Origin of the sequence: Chryseobacterium sp. NFX27 (genome assembly GCF_049887855.1) — a bacterium.
Taxonomy (GTDB): domain Bacteria; phylum Bacteroidota; class Bacteroidia; order Flavobacteriales; family Weeksellaceae; genus Chryseobacterium.
Genome location: NZ_JAGEKK010000007.1, coordinates 12,732 through 33,974 on the forward strand (window position 1 = coordinate 12,732; position 21,243 = coordinate 33,974).

Annotated in this window: 13 protein-coding genes; 6 read left to right on the plus strand and 7 right to left on the minus strand. The window is 38.1% G+C overall.

What is annotated here, in order from left to right:
* Positions 1 to 107: 107 nt before the first annotated feature.
* From J4Q03_RS09345 to J4Q03_RS09370, 6 genes are all read right to left on the minus strand, one after another.
* Positions 108 to 1,094, minus strand: coding sequence for a glycosyltransferase family 2 protein (locus J4Q03_RS09345; RefSeq protein ID WP_426047927.1), 987 nt, complete (start codon positions 1,092 to 1,094; stop codon positions 108 to 110).
* Positions 1,091 to 1,867, minus strand: coding sequence for an SGNH/GDSL hydrolase family protein (locus J4Q03_RS09350; RefSeq protein ID WP_426047928.1), 777 nt, complete (start codon positions 1,865 to 1,867; stop codon positions 1,091 to 1,093). Before J4Q03_RS09350 ends, J4Q03_RS09345 begins: the two co-directional genes overlap by 4 nt.
* A 13-nt stretch (positions 1,868 to 1,880) precedes the next feature.
* Positions 1,881 to 2,948, minus strand: a complete 1,068-nt coding sequence (locus J4Q03_RS09355; protein WP_426047929.1) for a formimidoylglutamase — start codon at positions 2,946 to 2,948, stop codon at positions 1,881 to 1,883.
* Between the two features lie 158 nt (positions 2,949 to 3,106).
* On the minus strand, positions 3,107 to 5,665 hold the full coding sequence (gene topA, locus J4Q03_RS09360) for a type I DNA topoisomerase (protein WP_426047930.1): 2,559 nt from the start codon (positions 5,663 to 5,665) through the stop codon (positions 3,107 to 3,109).
* Positions 5,666 to 5,937: 272 nt separating this feature from the next.
* Positions 5,938 to 9,366: a T9SS type A sorting domain-containing protein gene (locus J4Q03_RS09365; protein WP_426047931.1), complete on the minus strand. Its 3,429-nt coding sequence runs from the start codon at positions 9,364 to 9,366 to the stop codon at positions 5,938 to 5,940.
* Between the two features lie 279 nt (positions 9,367 to 9,645).
* Positions 9,646 to 10,785 (minus strand): EpsG family protein, encoded by a 1,140-nt coding sequence (locus tag J4Q03_RS09370; RefSeq protein WP_426047932.1) that lies wholly within the window; start codon positions 10,783 to 10,785, stop codon positions 9,646 to 9,648.
* A 329-nt stretch (positions 10,786 to 11,114) separates the two neighbouring features.
* Here J4Q03_RS09370 and J4Q03_RS09375 point away from each other — a divergent pair, with 329 nt between their 5' ends.
* From J4Q03_RS09375 to J4Q03_RS09400, 6 genes are all read left to right on the plus strand, one after another.
* Positions 11,115 to 14,765 (plus strand): MMPL family transporter, encoded by a 3,651-nt coding sequence (locus J4Q03_RS09375; protein WP_426047933.1) that lies wholly within the window; start codon positions 11,115 to 11,117, stop codon positions 14,763 to 14,765.
* 43 nt (positions 14,766 to 14,808) lie between these two features.
* The gene (locus J4Q03_RS09380) at positions 14,809 to 15,723 is read left to right on the plus strand and encodes a dialkylrecorsinol condensing enzyme DarA (RefSeq protein WP_426047934.1); all 915 of its coding nucleotides are present in this window, start codon (positions 14,809 to 14,811) and stop codon (positions 15,721 to 15,723) included.
* A 1-nt stretch (position 15,724) separates the two neighbouring features.
* Complete coding sequence (locus J4Q03_RS09385; protein WP_426047935.1) at positions 15,725 to 16,864, plus strand: beta-ketoacyl-ACP synthase III; 1,140 nt, start codon at positions 15,725 to 15,727, stop codon at positions 16,862 to 16,864.
* Positions 16,864 to 17,295, plus strand: a complete 432-nt coding sequence (locus J4Q03_RS09390) for a hypothetical protein (protein ID WP_426047936.1) — start codon at positions 16,864 to 16,866, stop codon at positions 17,293 to 17,295. Before J4Q03_RS09385 ends, J4Q03_RS09390 begins: the two co-directional genes overlap by 1 nt.
* A 5-nt stretch (positions 17,296 to 17,300) precedes the next feature.
* Positions 17,301 to 17,744 carry an ABC transporter permease gene (locus J4Q03_RS09395; RefSeq protein ID WP_426047937.1) on the plus strand — a complete coding sequence of 148 codons (444 nt, stop codon included), beginning with the start codon at positions 17,301 to 17,303 and terminating at the stop codon, positions 17,742 to 17,744.
* Positions 17,745 to 17,874: 130 nt separating this feature from the next.
* Positions 17,875 to 18,144 carry a hypothetical protein gene (locus J4Q03_RS09400; protein ID WP_426047938.1) on the plus strand — a complete coding sequence of 90 codons (270 nt, stop codon included), beginning with the start codon at positions 17,875 to 17,877 and terminating at the stop codon, positions 18,142 to 18,144.
* A gap of 72 nt (positions 18,145 to 18,216) precedes the next feature.
* On the opposite strand, the gene J4Q03_RS09405 is transcribed toward J4Q03_RS09400, so the two are convergent.
* On the minus strand, positions 18,217 to 21,129 hold the full coding sequence (locus J4Q03_RS09405; protein WP_426047939.1) for a M16 family metallopeptidase: 2,913 nt from the start codon (positions 21,127 to 21,129) through the stop codon (positions 18,217 to 18,219).
* Positions 21,130 to 21,243 lie beyond the last annotated feature (114 nt).

The following is a 21,243-nucleotide window of genomic DNA, read 5'->3' on the forward strand; positions in this document are numbered from 1 at the left end:
CAAGCACATCATCAATATCTCTAATAAAACTCACCCAACCACCCACGCAAGGCGGTATATTTCAATGTTTTATATAATTAATGAAATAATTGTACTTATCATTTGTGTTATAACAATTTTCTTATCAGTTTCTTTTGCCCTGCAAAAAATAACAAATAAAATATCTTTTTTTTCAACGGCAAAGATAAAAGATAATTCTTACCAAAACGATTATAGTTTAATATATCTCGAATTTTTATTTTCCTTTCTTGCATAAAAACCGCCAGTTCACCGTTCATTTTGTAAAATGTTTCGTTGTCTTTTACAAAAGCGAGATAAGCTAAAAAAGAATATACCCCTTCGAAAATCTGAAAGTTTTTAAGCTCTTTTCTTTTGTGGGCATATCCGGATTTCTCAAATACCTGCTCCACATCTTTTACGGCTTTCAGGATATCAAGTCCTTTTTCTGTATGGGTTTTTGTAATAGAATCCGTACGCTCCAGATATTGATAATGAAAATTCTGCGTCTGAGCCAGAGTTTTGCATTCCAGAAGCAGCTGGGGTACCAGTTGAATATCCTCAAAGTGGATTCCTTTTTTAAATCTTTTTTGGTCAAAAAGCTCTTTTTTAAACAGTTTATTGCAGGCAAAATAACTCAGATCTGAAAAAACAGAAAAATGATCTCCCAAATTTATTTTTTCAGACATATTGGGAATCTGCGTCAGTTTCTGGGTTACTTTTCCATTCTGATCTACTTTCTGAATGTTGCAGATAACCATTTTAGCCTGATGCTTTTCTGCCAGCTGCAGCATTTCTTCAAACATGGTTTCCATCACATAATCATCACTGTCTACAAAACCTATAAATTCTCCAGAAGCTCTTTCAATACCAAAGTTTCTGGCATCACTCAAACCTCCGTTTTCTTTGGTGAAAGCTTTTATTTTATCCGGAAAATTACGGGCGTATTCTTCAATGACAACTTCTGAGCGGTCTTTACTGCCATCATTGATGACCAAAATCTCAATATCCTGAAGAGTCTGGCCAACGAGAGAATCCAGGCATTTTGCCAGGTAATTTTCTACGTTATATACAGGAACTATAATTGAAACCTTCATTTTGTGCTTTCTAAATTAACAATTCCTTTCGCTAAAAACTCACTGAACTTCTGGTAACCCTGCTTATTTAAATGAAGCGGATCTGCATACAGATTTCTGTCTTTATCATAATCAGAACTTACTTCATCAAAATTTAAATTAATCACTTTTTTATCCAGTTGGTCACGCTTTAATTCTTTCAGCAGAGCATTCCTATAATCCGGGATCTTAAATTGGTCACCATCATTCAAAACCAGTTCAACACTTCTGTTACTGAGACTGCTCACTATATTTTTATTTTTAAAATTTTCTTCGACTCCAAATTCCGGGAGGGAAACAACAACCGGCTGAATGTTATAATGCAGAAGCGTTTTAATGACCCTCACCATATGATGGGTATAAAACTCAGGTCCCATGCAGGTTGCCGCATCATTGACCCCGGCAATTACGATGCAGTAATCCGGTTTTTTCTCAATCACTTTTCTGGAAGAAAATTCTTCGTTATCATCTTTAAAAAGGTTTTCGTAGATCTTTCTGGTTTTAGCCCCGGGGTTTCCTGATGAGTAAATTTCTGAATGCAGTCCTTTATCCAACAGCTTTTTCTGTAAAAGTGAATCCAGGTTCTGCCTTACTACCCAGCTGTCACCAATAATACCGATCTGCAGTCCGTTTTCAGGTTTTGTATTGGAAGAAAAATAATTTTCCTCGCCTGCATAAGCATATTTATTCCAGAAATAAATGAAGCTGGCGAGCGCGGTTACGAGAATAATACTTAAAACTAATTTTTTTTTCATCTTTAATGTGCCATTAAAAAGTCAGCCTGGGATTAAGCGTTCCTCTTTTTGCTTCTTCAAAGTCTTTTTTAGAGCATGGAATACAGTTTTCTATATTTTCATCGTCTCCGAAATACCATAGATTACTGAAAGTATCCCGCTTGAAAGCATATTGGTTATCATCAATTAAAACATAAAACAGTTCATAGTGCCTTTCTTTGGGATGGGACCTCTGAATATTGATCCCTTCAATGAGATACCAGATCATCTGTGCCAGAAGCTGGTGGTTCAGCTGACTTTCAGAATAGATGTTGTAATTGAAAATTCCTACAGATTTTAAATTCTCACTCAAACCTATTTCTTTCATGTAGGCGCATATCTCTCTACGGTTCAATCCGTTGACCTGAGGATTCATAGAAAACGGTTCACTGAAGCTTTCAACAGCATCGCAGTTTAAGGTCACCAGATCTGTTTTTCTGAAAAAAGGTTCTGTTTTTTCGGTAGAATTCATCATTTCGGCAAGGCGGATGATATCAAACTCCACGTCTTTGATGAGTCTTACTGAATCTGCCTCGTTCAGATGTTTCTGATACCCCAGATGATGGTAATTTTTGATGGAGAAATTCTTGGAACCTAAAATTTTTCCCAAAAAGGTATGTTCATTAATTGTTTCACCCTGCTGCAGGGAAATAATATTACTGATCTGGGTATAGTTTATGTTTTTCTTGTGAAAATTCAATGTCGAAAAGAGTGAGAAAGCAAAATCATTAGACCCTCCGATAATCACCGGAAGAGCTCTTTTGTAATGGCATGCCGACAAAACCTCCTGCAGAATATAATGGGAATCCTGAACGGACTTTCCGGAAACCAGATCTCCAAGATCTACAACAGGAACTTCAAAATCCAGCTGTGAAAGTTTATAAAACTCCTTTCTTACTGCTGTAAAATCCTGTACTTCTGCATCACCGCCCGCTCCTCTGTAATCTGAAAGAAAGAGAAGAACAATGCTGTCTTCTTTTATATTTTTTGTGATCCTGCTGCCGATCTGCCAGCTTTCTGCTTTGAAATTTCTTGGTGAAATAATAAAATCTTCAAAATCCATATTTTAATCTGAAAACTTGGGAATAGGTTAATTGACTCATTTCTTTACCGAACAAACATACAAAAAAACCGGAGCAAGTTCATATGCCGTGGCCATTTTTATTGATAAAAAAAGCCGTCAACACATATTGTTAACGGCTTTGTATAATTATTTTAATATTACTTTTTTTTAGCGGCTGTCTTTTTTACTGCAGTTGCTTTCTTGGCTGCAGGTTTTTTTGCGGCCGGTTTCTTTTTCTCTGCAAAAGCGTTTTTATCCTGGTCTGTGATCCATTTTTTAACCTCATCCAGAGGCACATCCTTCAGCTCTTCAGCCTCATATTTTGTATCGTCTTTCTTCTTAGGAATCTTGAACATCGCTTTTCCGAATTTAACGAATGGCCCCCATCTTCCGTTTTCAATAGAGATTTTTTCTTTTTCCCACTGCTGGATGTAACGGTTGGCTTCTTTTTCCAACTTGGCATCAATCAGTTCGTTGATGTCACTTTGTGAAAGATTGTCGAAATTATATTTCTTCGGAACATTCACAAAAATATCTTTGTATTTGATAAACGGACCAAATCTTCCTGTTCCTTTGGTTACCGGATCTCCTTTATAGGTAGCAATCGGAGCATCAGCTTTTTTCTTTTCGTTGATGATCTCTTCTGCACGCGCCTGGCTTACAGAAAGAGGATCTTCTCCTTTCGGAATACTGATAAATGTTTCACCCCACTTCACATAAGGCCCAAACCTTCCGACTCCTACGGAAACAGCCTGACCTTCAAATTCATTAAGCTCAAATGGTAATTTGAAAAGTTCCAGCGCTTCAGCCAAAGAAATGGTTGCAATATTCTGTCCGGTCATCAATGAAGCGAAGATTGGCTTTTCTTCATCCTCCGTTTCACCGATCTGGATCATCGCTCCGAACCTTCCGATTCTTGCATGAACATTTTTACCGGTCTTGGGATCTACTCCAAGAAGCCTGTCACCATTAGCTCTGTCTGCATTTTCTTCTACATCTTCAATTCTCGGGTGGAATTTTGAGTAGAAATTGGTCATCATTTCTTTCCACTTCTGATCTCCGTTGGCAATTTCGTCAAAGCTTTCCTCTACTCTTGCTGTAAATCCATAGTCCAGAATTTCCTTGAAATTATCGGTCAGGAAATCATTAACCACCTCACCGATATCTGTAGGTATAAATTTATTTTTGTCGCCCCCGAATTTTTCTTCAAGAACTTCTTTTTTAATCTTATCTTTTGTAAGAGACATTCTCATCACTTCACGGGTCTGAGGATCTATCTCTCTTTTATCTACATATTCTCTGTTCTGAATCGTTTGAATCGTTGGTGCATAAGTAGACGGACGTCCGATTCCCAGTTCTTCCAGTTTTTTCACCAGCCCGGCTTCCGTATATCTTGCGCTCGGTCTTGTGAATTTTTCTGAAGCTGTGATCTTTTTATAGTCTAAGATTTCACCAACACTTACCTTAGGAAGTAGTTTTTCATTGTTTTCTTCATCATCTTCTTCTGCCTTTACAATTCCGTAAGCTTTTAGGAAACCATCAAAAATGATCACTTCACCCTGGGCTTCAAAATGTTGGGGCAGTGATGCATTCCCTATTTCAATCACGGTCTTCTCAATTTTAGCGTTAGCCATTTGGGAAGCCAGTGTTCTTCTGTATATTAATTGGTATAATCTGTTTAACTGGGCATCACCGATACTTTTCACAGCAAAATCGGTAGGACGGATCGCTTCGTGAGCTTCCTGTGCAGATGCTGATTTTGTGGTGTAATTTCTTGGTGAAGAATATTCTGCTCCATATTCTGAAGTAATCTGCTTTTTCGCACCTTCAATCGCTTCCTGGGAAAGATTCACGGAGTCGGTTCTCATATAGGTAATGTATCCTTCTTCATACAGTCTCTGTGCAAGACGCATGGTATTGGTTACGTTATATCCTAATCTTGAAGAGGCTTCCTGCTGCAGGGTGGAAGTCGTAAATGGTGCAGATGCAGTACGTGTTCCCGGCTTTGTTTCAACATTCAGGACTTTAAATTCTGTCGTTTTTGCTTTTTCAAGGAATTTCTCTGCGTCTTCTTCTTTTTCGAAGTCTTTTTTAAGCTTGGCAGCAATTTCCTGTTCAGCTTTATTTAAGAAGATCCCGTCCAGCTTGAAGCTTGCTTTCGGAACAAATTCACGGATTTCTTTTTCTCTTTCTACAATTAATCTTACGGCCACAGACTGCACTCTTCCTGCAGAAAGACCCGGTTTTACTTTTTTCCAGAGAACCGGAGACATTTCAAAACCTACGATCCTGTCTAAAACTCTTCTTGCCTGCTGAGCATTGACAAGATTCTGGTCAATATCTCTTGGATTTTCAATAGCTTTTAGAATGGCATTTTTAGTAATCTCGTGGAAAACAATTCTTTTTCTGTTTTCGGGTTTCAGTTTCAGTTCGTCTGCCAGGTGCCATGCAATAGCTTCTCCCTCACGGTCTTCATCGGAAGCCAGCCATACCATTTCGGCTTTCTTTACAGCGGCCTTTAATTCTGTTACCAGTTTCTTTTTGTCAGCCGAAACTTCATAATCAGGACTGAAGGTGGCAAGGTCTATTCCCATTCCTTTTTTTGGAAGGTCACGGATGTGTCCGAAACTTGATTTTACCTCAAAATCCTTCCCCAAATATTTCTGAATAGTTTTTGCTTTTGCCGGTGACTCTACGATTACTAAATTTTTCGACATTCTAAAAAATTTTTTTGCAAAAGTAAAGCTTTTTTATTATATACATTTTGTTAAAACAGTTTAATTTAATATTTAGATGTGTTTAACATGCGTTCCTGAGGGCATTTTTAAAGACATCAAGTCCTTTAAGGTGTACTGTTTAGCTTAAAATTCAGCACCTTTAAAATAGATGATATAGAATTTTTCATCAGTTATGATAGATGCAAGCACATGCATGTCATAAAAAAGCAGAACAGGAAATGCTGTTCTGCTCTGTTACTGCTTTTTTAGTTTTACTGTTTAATAATTTTCACAATTTCTTCAGCATTGTTAATTCTTACCAAATATACTCCCGAACTGAGGGTTGACAAATCTGTTTTCCCGTTTTCAAACTTGCCGGATTTTACCAGCTGTCCTGAAATATTATAGATCTGGTAGTAGTAACCTGTTTTTTCCGAAGCATTAATATACAGAACATCTTTTACCGGATTAGGAAATAACGATATCTTTTTTTGACTTACTTTTTCTTTTACCTCGGCAATGCTTAAGACAGCTGCTTCTTTTGCTGAAGCGAGAGCTGTAACCTGTAATCCCGGAATAGGGCCGGCCTCATTTCCCTGAGCATCATACTTTATTCTAACACACCGGCAGCTTGTCCCTAAATACGGGTCGTTATTATCATTAAATGCAATAAACCGGTTGGCAGTAGAAGCTGCATCAAATAAAACATTGACTGCTCTTCCCAGATAGTTGGCAGCCAAAGCTCCTGTCCATACGCCTGGATACTGAAAATTGACTGTATTAAATGTCCCTTGCGGAGACTGATTAGCCAGAACACTTCTGTATCCGCGTGAACCTGAATCCGGGAAATTACCAAGTATATAGGATGGACCGATAAACATATACCCTATGGTAGAAGTTGTGGAAGGATTTCTTACTCTATATCCGGCATAGTCTGTACTGACACTATAAAAAGTGGCTACTTTTTTATCTTTTTTATACCATGGCGACTGTCCGAAATCCTGATTAGAAATCAATGCAACATTGGTAAGGTCTGGGATTCTCCAACCTTCCGGGCAAGGGTCGAAAGGTGATTTTTTGCCTCCTCTGCCCCATCTGTCAGCAGCAAGATTCGGCTCATTGGAAAGCCAGTCTGTTCCATTGGTATAATTAGGCATTGCACTGTTGTAAGGTGCAAAAGAGCTTGGAATCATGTATACCAAAGGATTCCTTACAGAGTAAGACAGTACTTTTGCAATTTTCTCTGCCGGTTTATCCGTACTCTGAACACTTGAAGCGGCATAGGTATTATAAGGAACTATATAGTTTCCTGACATATTATTATATGCAGCATAAGTCAGTGTAGTATAAGCCACTGTTCCGCTACCTGATGCTGTTCCTAAAAACACATTGAAAGAAGCTCTGTTATCTGCATACTGAAAAGTAGGAATCGGATCTTTTCTTCCCCACTGATAATGTAGTCCTGTAGAAACTCTTATTTTTGCAAGCTCCGCGGCAGTTGGTGTCATGGCGTTAGCAACTATCGGAAATGCATCTATTGCCCCCAGGTTCCTGTCCATAAATTCTGTCCGGAGCACAACGTCCGCTTTATTTACATAATTAACATAATTGACAGCCTCAGCCATAGGAAGTTCTGTCCTGTAATTATAAGATCCCAGAGCAGAATCTGTTATCCAGATATGCCAGCTCCAATATACCGGGGAAGAAATACTTCCGTTATGCAGTGTTACTACAGCATTTCCACTTTGGTTCGGGTTAATCACCACCGAAATCTTTGAGTCACTGAGACTTTGAAGTGAAGTTGGGAAAGGATTAACGACCGACACCTTATTAATCAGAGCTGTGTTAGTCGTCCAAAGCACATTTACTTTTAAATTATTAAAATTAGGAGAATCCAATATTTCCTGATTATTCAGAAGCTGGCTTTGCACTGAAAAGGCTTTACTCACCGGAATTTCTACAGTAAAAGAATTTGAGCTTTTAACAGCCTGATATGTATTTGGATTATTGAGTCCCTCTGTGTATTCTGTTTTCGGCGCCAGATATTCAGAAGGAAAATTATAATCATCTACGATATAGAGAGGATCTTTGATGCATCGGCATCCATTGGCTTCAGAAGTATACATTCCTGACATAGGCATATAAAAATATCTTCCTTTAATATTGGGATAATTGGGATCTGGTATATCAGGCTGATCTTTATCAGGAATCATAAAAAGCCCTCTGGTAATGACAGCCGGTGAAGTATCAAAGTGTCTGGCCATTGTTGCGGTCCATAAGGCAACATGATGCTGGTCGGTATACTGCCCGAGGTGGGCATTCCTGATCAGCTGTCCTGTTCCGGGGAAGATCCCCATATTATTTCCACCTGCATTGGAGAGGTCAAAGCCTAAATTAGGATAGACCTTAAAACCTGTCATGAATGACGGAACTCCAGTATCTGTAGGCTTGATGATCTGGTGCTTATTTGTTTCGAAAACATTTTTAGCCATATTGGTCCTGACTCCGAAAGGGGAAAAATCCAGTCTGATATCATCTATATAAGATTGTGACCCTAAATTTGCTACCAGCATTGAGGGCATTCTCCATCCGTTGGGGCATGGATCATAAGGAGATTTATCCCAGTATGGCTTTGCACTGGTATTGCTGTTATATCCTGTGCCGATCAAACCACGGGAGTTATCAGACCAAAGATTAAGCTCTGAAAGCCTGCTATCCGGAATTCCGGCAGCACGTCCAAACCAGTTAACCGGAAGACTGGGGTTGTTATTATAATAAGCCTGCCCGCTGTTGTCGTCTTTGTTGACATAGATGAGACTTAATGGATTTTTCACAGAAAGCCTGATATTATTGGTCACCTCTGCATTGGCAAGCGGAACATATTTCGTGAGGTTATCAATATTTAAAGCACCGGTAAAGTTTTTCGCGCCCCTGTGCCTTATCCTTCCTATGGAGCCTGACACTTCATAAAAGTCGTTCCCTCTTGTTACCAAAGGCGGGATGGGATCTTTCCTTCCCCACTGGTAGAGCAGTCCCATGCTTCTGTTCCAGTCTGATGAAGTAATAGAGCTGCTTAAAGCTCCGAGATTACGGTCCATCCATCCCCAATCGGAATCGGGAATTGGCTCAACCGTTCCATCCTGTCTGGCTCTTGTAATATTATCAAAGCTTTTGTAATTTGATCCGTTTGTAGGATCATCGGTTACCCAAATATGCCAGCTCCAGTAGATTTCGCCATTTACCTTGAAGGCAACGACAGCATTTCCTTTTTTTGCTTTGTTGACGGGAACTTTTATTTTGGCGTTTTCATCGGAACCTAAAATTTCCAGTGCGTATCTCTCCCCTGATTTTATCAGTCCATGGGTATCTTCCCACAATACTTCCGCTGTCAGGTTACCGGAAGGGATTCCTTCACCTTTAATGTATCCATCCCCCTGCCACATTGCATAAGCTTTTCTTACCGGAATCAGCAGGCCTTCGCTGTTTTGGCTGGGTTCAAAAATATAACTATTGGGAGCTTTTGTCCAGTCCGGAATTACTGCCCTCCTGTCAGCAGGCTTCGTCAAAGTATCTTTTGCAGATACTGATCTTTCTTTTAATTCATACGGAGGACTTTCTTTTAATCCTCTACTATTCTTGGAATAGGTACAAATCGACACTAAGCAAAAAATTGCCGCAAAATTTTTAACTAAATTTTTCATATCCTTAGACTTGTGTGCTATTAGAGGAGATACAACTTTTAAGCCTTTATCAACAATAAACAATTAATAATATAAATAACAAACCTATACATCAATTAAATTGATAATAAATCACCAATAAGAGATTATAAATACGAAAACAGCACTTTAGAATACAAAAGTAATTTTTTCCCAATAATAAATTTTATGAGGGTAATCATCGTTTTTGAGAAGAGAGGGAATATGAAAAAAAAGACAGCCTCACAGCTGTCTTTATAAAATATAATCAATACAATAAATCTAAGGAAGAATGTGGTTCTTATAAAGCTCAATAGTAAATCTGCCCACTTTAATATTTAAGAAGGAGGAGAAAACAACAAAGTTAAAAATAACAAGTGCAATGATAAAAGCGTAAATCATTTTTTTCACACCACTTGAGACCACATACATGGTATTGGGGATCAACACATAAGAAAATCCAATAAACGCCCCTACAAGTCTGGATGAGAATACGGGATTGTTTCTGAAAATAAAATAAAAACATATTCCCACAACGGCATAGCTTCTATGGTATTCATAATATGGATACAGCTCTTTCATCTTGGTGTCAAATGCAAAAAGAAAGAATGTGAGAATCATCATCATAGCTTCGGGAATTCCAAAACCTCCATTCAGCCTTTCTGAATATTCATCCATATATCCATTTAATCCATTCACCAGAATATTATCTGAGGCCATACTGTCTAAAAAACTCCCAAATACCCTATATATCTCAAATGGCGAAAGAAATATGGAAATGATGATCAGAACCAGCATGACAGTTTTACTTAATGGGATACGGGCGAGCCAGTACATCGGAAGAAACAGGTAACAAACAGTATGTATACCTGAACCCAGAAATATAAAAAAGAGGTAATGCCATAACTTCCGTTCTTTAATATACCGTACGGCAAAATAAACAATGAACGTCCCCAGATTCTGCCTGATCTGTCCGCTTTCCCCAACAAAAAAGTAAGGAATAAACATGAACAGGGTAAATGTAAAGGGGTAAAAAGTATTATCCTCCGTATATTCTATTTTGAAAAAAACAGCACAGATAGCGATAACGAGGGTAAGCATATAAAAGGGTGCATTAAAGACATTCAGCAATATCTTATTAATGAGCGTATACAGCCACTCCACTTCCAGATGCTCAGAACCTTCCATATGGAGCATTTTCATAAAAATACTGTAATAGCTCTTTACATCAGAATAGATATAAATTGCTTTATAACTTCCGTAATCCGGGCCTACATTATTCCTGAAACCTGCCAGTAAAATAAGATAGATCCCCAAAAACCAAAACCACTTTTTTTCTACTCTTTTTCCGAAAACTTCCTGTACACTAAAGAAAAGCATGTATGCAATCGCAACAATGAAATATGGATGTAATAAACTCATGCTAATCTAATGTTTTTTGTAACCAGTGCAGTACACACAAAGAAGATGCAAACCTGTAACAAGATAATGCAGACGGCAGAAAAGGGAATGCTCGTCAATAGCAATCCGTTTATTTTTTCATCATTTTTTTTCAACATATCTAAAACAGATTCTTATTTCTTTAGTAATAATATTGGTTTAAAATATATTTTAAGAGGGAACTTCTGCAAAAGTAGAATATTTTTTTATTCTGCCTAGAATATTTTGTTGATTTTCAGACAAACTTATAGCCGAAATGTTTTGAACTAATATTGAAAAAATTAAATTTGCAGACTTGATTTCATAATGTAATGCATCGTTTCTTTATATTTTTATATTATCTGATATCTAAAAACAGGCTTCTTTCAGCAATTCTCGCTTTAGGAATCGCTGTATTATGCGGTTTTTTTGCTTCAAAAATTAATTTTGAAGAAGATATCAACCAGATAATTCCTAAAAATGAAAAGTCGGATCTTACAGCCAAAGTTCTTAAACAACTTAATTTTTCAGACAAGATCATTGTAATCATAGAGAACAAATCCAGGGAAGACAACTTTCAGCTTTCTGAAACGGCCGATAGTTTTCTGCAAAAGATTGAACCTTTGAAAAAATATATAGGCTCTGTGCAGGGAAAGGTGAACGACAGCGAAATCTCGGAAACATTTGATTTTGTCAATCAGAACCTGCCTCTTTTCCTTGATGAAAATGATTACAGGGAAATTGAGCGGAAACTTCAAAAAGACAGTATTTCAAAACAGGTAGAGAATAATTATGTCTCTTTGGTTTCCCCGACAAGTCTTGTGACAAAGGAATTCATAAAAAAAGATCCTTTGGGAATCACCTATTTAGGAATCAAAAAACTGAATGCTTTAAACATCAGCAAGGATTTTAAACTTGAAGACAATTATGTAGTCACGAAAGACGGGAAAAACCTTTTGCTTTTTATTGATCCTAAAAATAAAAGCAATGATACCAAAAGCAACGAAGCTTTCATCAACCAGCTCAATACGATAAAAGACAGCGTTAATAAACAGTTTAAAGGAAAAACAGAGCTCAGCTATTTCGGTTCTCCGGTAATTGCAGTAGCGAATGCCCAGCAGATCAAAAAAGACATTCAGAATACAGTCATGATTTCTATGACCGTGCTTCTGGTTCTGCTGATCTATTATTTCAGGAATTTTTTCACCCCTATCATTGTATTTCTACCGACTGTATTTTCGGTATTGCTAGCCCTGCTGATTCTTTATTTTATAAAAGACAGGATCTCAGCCATTTCCCTGAGTGTGGGAGCCATTCTTATCGGAATCACCATAGATTATGCCCTCCATATTCTTACCCATTACAAGCACAACAATAATATAGAAGAGCTGTACAAAGAGATCACTCAACCGATTATACTGAGCAGCGCCACGACTGCTGTTTCTTTTTTATGCCTGGTATTTGTACGTTCTGAAGCTCTGAAAGATCTCGGCCTCTTTGCAGCGATTACGGTTGTTTTCTCTTCCGTTACCGCACTGATCATCGTCCCTCAGCTTTACAAGCCTAAACAGAAAGGTAAACACAACGCTAATTTTATCGACAGGATCGGCTCTTATCCTTATGAAAAAAACAAACCTCTGATCATAGGCTGTTCTATCATTATTATTGCCTGCCTGTTCGGTTTCAGACATGTACAATTCAATGAGGATATTGGTGACCTGAATTATATTCCGAAAGAATTAAAAATAAGTGAGGCCAAACTTCAGAAACTTTCTGATATTACTTCAAAATCCATTTACACCATTTCTTATGGGGACTCGGAGCAAGAGGCACTGGCAAGAAACTCAAGGCTGAGCCACTTTCTTGAGAAGGAAAAAAAGGAAGGAAAGATCCTGAGTTACAACTCACTTGGAAATGTTGTGCTTTCTGAAAAAGATCAGAAACAAAGGATAGAAGTATGGAATACATTCTGGAATGGAGACAAAAAGAACCGCACTGTTGCTGAACTGGTGAACAGTGGGAATCAATTTGGATTCAACAGCAATGCTTTTGACAATTTCAATGAAATTTTAAATAAAAATTATTCCGTATTAAGCCTAAAGGATTATGAGAAAGTAAAAGCACTGCAGATCTCGGAATTCCTGAGCAATGAAAACGGATTTTACACCGTCTCCAATGTGGTAAAGGTAGATGAAAAGAAAAGAGACGCCTTCATAAAAGATGTTGAAAAGAACCATGATGCTCTTGCCATTGACCGCCAGCAAATGAACGAGAACTTTTTGGGACTGCTGAAAAGAGACTTCAGTACACTGATCAATTATTCTCTTCTGGCTATTATCCTTACCATTGTTGTTTTCTTCAGAAACTTTGAGCTTACTGTTCTCACTATGTTTCCTATTGTATTGACCGGAATCGTAACAGCGGGAATCCTGTATTTCTTAGGATTGGAATTAAATATTTTCAGTACGGTAGTCTGTACATTGGTTTTTGGTGTAGGGGATGACTTCAGTATTTTTCTGACGAAAGCCATGCAGAAAGAGCACACTACAGGAAAAAATGAGCTTCCGACTTACAGAACTTCTATTATGCTAGCCGTTTTCACAACCATTCTGTCAATCGGTTCTTTGATCTTTGCAAAGCATCCTGCATTACACTCCTTGGCTTTGGTCGCTCTTATCGGGATGTTCTCCGTGATCATCATTACCTCAATACTGTTTCCTTTCTGGTTCAGATTAGTGATCACAAACAGAGCAAAAAAAGGACTTTCCCCTATTACTTTCAGACTGTTTTTAAGATGCATCATATCATTCTTTTATTACGGTTTGGGAGGATTTGTTTTTTCACTGATCGGAAGTGTATTTATCAAAAGATCAAAAGGAAGAACTTTAGATCTCATTAAATTAATTTTAGCTAAATTTTTAACATCTGTACTGCACATCAGTCCGTTTGTAAAGAAAAGAGTAATAAAAAATCCGGCGGAAGATTTCAGCAGACCGGCCGTTATCATTGCCAACCATACTTCTTTCCTGGATACGCTGGCCATTGCCATGGCAACCCATAAAATCATCTATCTGGTCAATGACTGGGTATATGACTCTCCTGTTTTCGGAAGGTTAGTAAGAGCTCTCGGCTTTTATCCGGTTTCCCAGGGAATAGAGAACGGAATGGAAAAACTGAAAGAAAAAATTGACCAGGGGTATTCGCTGGTTGTCTTTCCTGAAGCAGAACGATCTTATACGAACGATGTAAAAAGATTCCATAAAGGAGCGTTTTATCTTGCAGAACAGTTCGGGCTGGATATTCTCCCGTTATATATTCACGGAAATTCCGAGGTCCTGCCGAAAGGAGACTTCATTATCTACGACGGAAGCATTACCGTAAAAGTCGGAGAGAGAATCAGCAAAGACGATCTGAATTTCGGGAAAAACTATTCTGAAAGAACGAAAAAAATCAATGCGTACTTCAGACAGGAATTTGCAAAACTGCGAGATGAGCTGGAAGACGAAAATTATTTCAGGAAAAAGTTATTCTTAAGCTATCTCTACAAAGACAGTGAAGTGGTAAAAGAAGTAAAAGATGATTTTAACGCCAACAAATCTGTTTATCTTGAACTGAACAAACACATCCCGAAAGATGCATCTATCCTGCATATTGCAGATGATTTCGGACAAAAAGATATCCTGCTTACCCTTTATCAGGCAGAAAGAAGAATTTTCTCGTTCATTGACAATGAGGAAAGAAGACAAATAGCAGCACAGACGTATTTGGTTAAAAGAAGAAAGTTGAATTATATTAATGATTTTTCGGAAATCAATAAAAATATTGATGTCCTTCTGATTTCAGATAACAATTTTGATATCAGTACACTGAAGGAGCTTCCCGGAACTGTTATATTCCTGAACACCGTATCTAAAGAGCTAAGCCATCCAGATTATTTACAGGAATTTAATTCACAGGCAATTAAAATATTCAAAAAACACTAAATAAATATGAAAAGCATATTTTTGTAACCGCTAAAGAATATTAATGAAAAAAAACATACTCATCATTTATTATTCGCAAACCGGCCAGCTGGAGGATATTGTGAAGAATATGGCCCAACCTTTTGAAGCCAAAAAGGAGGAATATGACGTTACCTATTATAATATTCAGCTGAAGGAAGATTTCCCTTTCCCTTGGCCGGGTGACGTTTTCTTCAATACTTTTCCGGAGTCATATCTTCAGATCCCCAAAGAGATCTTCCCGCCTTCTGAGGAAATCCTGAATAAGAAGTACGACCTTATTTTATTCGGATATCAGGTATGGTATCTTACGCCATCTATCCCTGTCATTTCATTCTTAAAGAGTGGTTTTGCAGAGAAGATCCTGAAAGACACAGATGTGGTTACGATTTCAGGAACCAGAAATATGTGGATGCTTTCCCAGGAAAAGCTTAAAGTATATTTAAGAGACCTTGGAGCAAGACTGGTAGGAAATATTGCTTTGGTAGACAGGCATGACAATTATACGAGTGTACTGACGATCTTACGCTGGCTGACTACAGGACAGAAAGAAAAATCGGGAATCCTTCCTGCTGCAGGGATCTCGAATGAGGAAATTTCGGGCTCTGTAAAGTACGGAAACATTATAGAAAAGCATTTCAGCAATGGAAACTTGTCCGGTCTTCAGCCTGATCTGGTACAGAACGGTGCTGTAGAGATCCGTCCTTTTTTGGTAAGAGTAGAAAAAGTAGGCAACAAGATCTTCACCATATGGTCCAACCTTATTATTAAGAAAAAAGAGAAACGTCCATTGCTGATAAAATTCTTTAAGGTATATTTGATGGCGGCGATATGGATTATTTCGCCTGTCGTCTTAGTTTTGCACCTACTGACAACCCCTATATTTTGGTCTAAAAGACAAAAACAAAAAACATATTTACAAGGAATTAATTTAAAATAGAATGTACGACGTATTTATAACAAAAGCATCAACATACTTACCTAATAACCCGGTATCAAATGATGAAATGGAGACTTATCTTGGTCTGATAAACGGCGCTCCCTCTAAAGCAAAATCATTGATTTTAAGAAATAACAAGATCACAACCAGATACTATGCTTTGGACAAAGAAGGGAATCCTACCCATACCAATGCACAGATTACAGCAAAAGCTGTTGAAGGACTATTCGATGGAAATTTCCAAAAGAAAGACATGAAACTGCTGTCTGTTGGAACTACTTCTCCGGACCAAATGCAGCCTTCACATGCTTCTATGGTTCATGGCGAGCTGAATATTGGAAAATCTATTGAAATTAATACCGCTACAGGACTCTGTAACTCGGGAATGAATGCCCTGAACTACGGATTCCTTTCTGTAAAGGCCGGCGTACAGGAAAATGCGGTCTGTGCAGGTTCAGAAAGAATGTCTGCATGGATGACCGCAGATAAATTCAATCACGAAGCAGAAAACTTAAAACTTCTGGAAGAAAGACCTATCGTCGCCTTCAAGAGAGAATTCCTGAGATGGATGCTTTCTGATGGTGCCGGGGCATTCCTTCTTGAAAATAAGCCCAGAGAAAACGGAATCAATTTAAAAATAGAATTTATTGATTTTTATTCTTACGCCCACGAAATTGAAGCCTGTATGTATGCAGGATGCGATAAGCAGGAAGACGGAAGCCTTAAATCTTGGGCAGATTATCCGTCTGATGAATGGCTGAAAGAATCCATCTTTGCCATTAAGCAGGACACCAAGATCCTGGACAAATATATTCTTGTAAAAGGAGCAGAAAGCTTAAGATCTTCTTTCGACAAGCACAATCTGGATCCTGAAAAAATAGATCATGTTCTGGCACATATCTCTTCAGGCTATTTTAAAGATGGCTTAAAGGACGAATTTGCTAAAAAAGGCATGGATTTCCCTGCAGAAAAGTGGTTCTATAACCTTTCTGAAGTAGGAAACATCGGGGCTGGCTCTATTTTTATTGCACTGGAAGAATTAATGAACTCCGGAACATTGAAAAAAGGTGAGAAAGTATTGTTATGTGTTCCTGAAAGTGGAAGATTCGCCTACTCTTGTGCATTATTAACGGTTTGCTAATGAAACACCAACTGCCGACATCTGATCAGAAATTCGTAGAAAGCCTTATCCCACAGCGTTTTCCATTCGTCATGGTTCATGAGCTTACGGAATACTCTGATGATCGTCTTGTTTCAGGATTTGAAATAAAAGAAGATAACCTTTTTATTCAGGATGGAGCTTTTCAGGCTTCCGGTCTTATTGAGCATCAGGCACAAAGCGTTGCTTTACACACAGGCTACAAATACTATCTTTTAGGAAAAGAGGCTCCTACAGGATATATCGGGGCCATTAAATCTTTTGAAGCCGAAACCCTGCCCAAAACAGGAGACCGACTGATCTCGGAAGTAACAATTCTTAATGAAGTGATGGGAGTAACGCTGGTCGATATTGTCACGAAGCTGAATGGTTTGATCATTGCAAAATCCCAAATGAAAACTGCTGTAAAATAAATGTAATGGAAATCAAGGAAGAGCACCTCATCAATATGCATAACTTTCTGCCGCACCGCGAACCGATGCTGATGGCAGATTATATTCTGGAATTGACCAAAGAAAAGGTTGTGACTTCCTTTGAAATAAAAGAAGATAATATCTTTGTTCACAACAATGAATTGGCAGAAGCCGGCCTGATTGAAAATCTAGCCCAGACCTGCTCATCCATTCTGGGGCAGAGCTTCTTTGAAAATATAGACGCAGACACGAAAGTAATCGGATTTATCACCAACATCAAAAAAATTGAAGTATTTGCCCTTCCAAAAACAGGAGATAAGATTATTTCTAAAGCTTCACTGATCTCCCAGTATGAAAATATCTGTAATATCTTTTGCGAGACCTTCAGTAATGATGAGTTGCTGATCAGGGCAGAAATCAATCTGTTTATACAGGAAGTGAAATCTTAAAAATCATTTACTTAAAATATCAAGCCAACCTTTATCGGGTTGGTTTTTTCTTTATATACACTTATTAAGTAAAATAATTGATAGTTGATCCCTTTTATTTTTCAATATATTTGACTAAATAAAATATATAATGAGCGTAAAGGTAAGATTCTATTCGTATGACATTGAATTCGATTTTGAAACTTCTGTTGAATTTCCGGTTGCGCCACAACTCGGTGATGAAGTGAACCTCATATCGTTCTTTAAGTACCGGACTTCAGAAAGGCTGGAATATGTTAATAATATGGAAGATCTTTATCTCTATGAAAATGCTGTAGTATCAGAACGGACATGGTGTAATGATCTTGAAAAAACAGAAATCTATTTGCTTGTGAAGCTGAATTACACCAAGAGAAAATAAAGCAGCTTTCAGATGAATTCAAACAAAAAAGCGGGACATCACTGCCCCGCTTAAAATTTATAACATAAAAAGTTAGTACCCAAAGATCTCTTCAAGAGATACCTCCTGGAATGTCCCCATCTTATTGATGGATTCCATATTCAGGTTTTCTTTTTTACCGATGATTGCTGTATTGTATTTTACAGGCTTTATATCAGTATCATAGAAACTTGTAAGCTGCGGCAGCGTCAGCCCCTGAATTTCAGAATAAATATCTTTTCTGATATCATAATCAACACCAAGCTTTTTCAGCGCCATCTGATTAAAGAAAATATTTGTTCTGTTGATTCTGTTGGATGCAATCTGCTTCAGTGCAGAACCTTTTGAATTCTCAAACTGTGCCGGAATCTGTGGCAGGGATGCCATAAGATCATTCATTGCGTTTACCGCTAACGGAAGTTTATTAGCCTGAGTTCCTATATAATTCGTGATATAGTTCGCATGTCCTTTCTCCGTTGCATTCGCATAAGAAACATAAGCCGAATAAGCCAGTGACTTACTTTCTCTGATTTCCTGGAATACAATAGAAGACAGACCTCTTCCGAAATACTCATTGAAAACATTCGCTTTTCCGAAGTTACTTAAGTTTACATTACCTCCTTTCGCTACTTTAGACATTTCCATCTGTACCATGTCATAGTTTGTGAAATATACTTTCCCCTCTGCAGCAGGCTCCGGATATTCCTTAGCTTTTGCTGGCTGCACACTGGTTTCTGTAATATATGGCTTAACTGCTTTCTCTAAACCTGACTGCTCCTGTCCGTAAAGGAATATTTCATATGGAGACTGGTTTAATACTTTGATTTTCTTAGTCAGTTCGGTTGCATCAATGCTCTCAAGACGTTCTTTGGAAACAATATCCGTCATTCTTGAATTCTTTCCATACTTAGCATAGTTGGTAAGAGCAGCCATAATTCTTGTTTTATCCTTTTTACCGGCGGCCCTTGCCTCCAATATGGTTTTCACAGTCTTCGCATAGGTTTCTTTATCCGCTTTTACATTAGTAAGCCAGTGATTCATCAGTTCAGCACCTTTCTTCATATTGGCTTCAAGGCCGCTCAGTGTAATGATCACCTGATCGTTGGACGTTCTGAAGCTGTAAGAGATTCCCAGTTTATAGAATTCCCCTTTCAGCTGCTCAGGAGTATATTTATCCGTTCCAAGATATTCAAACAGAGTCACCGCAACCGAAAGCTCTTTGTCATTATCCGTTCCGAAAGGGAAAATATAGCTGATCTGTGCCACATCATTATATTTATTCTTTACAAAACTTACCTTCTTATCTTTAATCTGAGAAGTCTGGATCGCTGCTTTATAATCAATAAATTCCGGCTTGGTCTCAGCTACTTTACTGCTTAAAATATCTTTAAGGAAAGGAGACTGCGCTTCTCTGTTCAGCTTAATCGGCGTAATTCCCGGATTCTGTACACGAACCAGTTTATCATTCACTCCTTTTTCTTTGTAAACAACCACATAGTTGTCTTTGAAAAATTCATTAGCAAACTTCACAACATCCGCCTTTGTGATTTTCTCATATTGATTGATATCATCTAATTCCTCCTGCCATGTTCTTTCATTAATATAAGTACCATACAGGGTTGTTGCCAGTCCGTCCGCAGTTTCCCATGCCTTCATACGCTGCACTTTCTTGTCATTAACGATTGCTTTCAGCATCCAATCCGGAAACTGACCTTTTTTCACTAAATCCAACTGATCCAGCAATAGTTTTTTAGCATCGTCAAAGCTTTGTCCCTCTTTCGGAGTTACGGACATGGTAAAAGCACCATAAGTTTTAAAAGCAGATTCATAAGCTCCTGCACCTAATACCTTTTGCGTTTGATTCATATTAAGGTCTATCAGACCTGCATCTCCTCTGTTGCTTAAAATTTCCGCAACCACATCTGCCAATCTCGCATTCTGGGTCCCATTGGAATCAGATCTCCAGGCCATAGTCATTCTTGGTGTGCTCGGGCTTTTTACCGTTCTTGTCACAATGCTTTCCATCGGCTGTTCCGACACCATCTTTTTCATTGGCAGCTCTTTGTACTTGAAAGCTCCAAAATACTGATCTACCATTTTAATGGTTTTATCAAAATCCAGATCCCCTACCAGAACAACAGCCATATTATTAGGCACATAATACGTGTCAAAATATTTATGAATAGCAATCATTGAAGGGCTTTTCAGGTGTTCTGAAGTTCCAATCGTCGTCTGCTGTCCATTAGGATGCTTTGGAAAAAGCGCTTCCATCATTGCATAGTTTACCAGACGGCCGTCATTATCCTGAGCTCTGTTATATTCTTCATACACAGCTTCCAGTTCTGTATGGAAAAGACGCAATACCAGTTCAGAAAAGCGTTCTTTTTCCACTTTCAGCCATTTTTCAAGCTCAGTGGATGGAATATTATTTTTATAAACCGTTTCATCAAGCCATGTGTGTGCATTCGTTCCCGTTGCTCCCAATGAAGAGATCGCTTTATCATATTCATTGGCAATTGCATACTTGGAAGCTTCCTGAGAAACCTCATCTATTTTTTTATAAAGCAGTTTTTTCTTTTCAGGATCCTTTTCTGCTTTGTGCTGCTCATAAAGGTCAGAGATCTGTTGAAGCAATGCTTTTTCCTTTGTCCAGTCCTGAGTTCCCAAATGAGAAGTTCCCTTGAAAACCATGTGTTCAAGATAATGTGCCAGACCTGTATTGTCACTTGGATCATTATTAGACCCCGTTCTTACAGGAATATAAGTCTGGATTCTTGGGGCGTCATCATTTTTTGCCAGATAAACCTTTAGTCCGTTTTTCAAGGTATATACCCTGACACCGGATTGGTCATTCTTAACCGTTTCGTAAGTATATCCCTGGCTGTCCGTCACCTTTTGAGTATCAAATTTCTGCGCCATGGCATGCAGCATGCAGAAAAGTGAAACAGAAATAAAAAATTTCTTCATAAGTTTTATTTATTTAAATCAAATTTCATAGAATTCAATAAGTCTACATTCATCATGCACTTGTTACAGTAAACTGCGCATTATGACTTTTTATGTTAAAATTTGAATTATCTT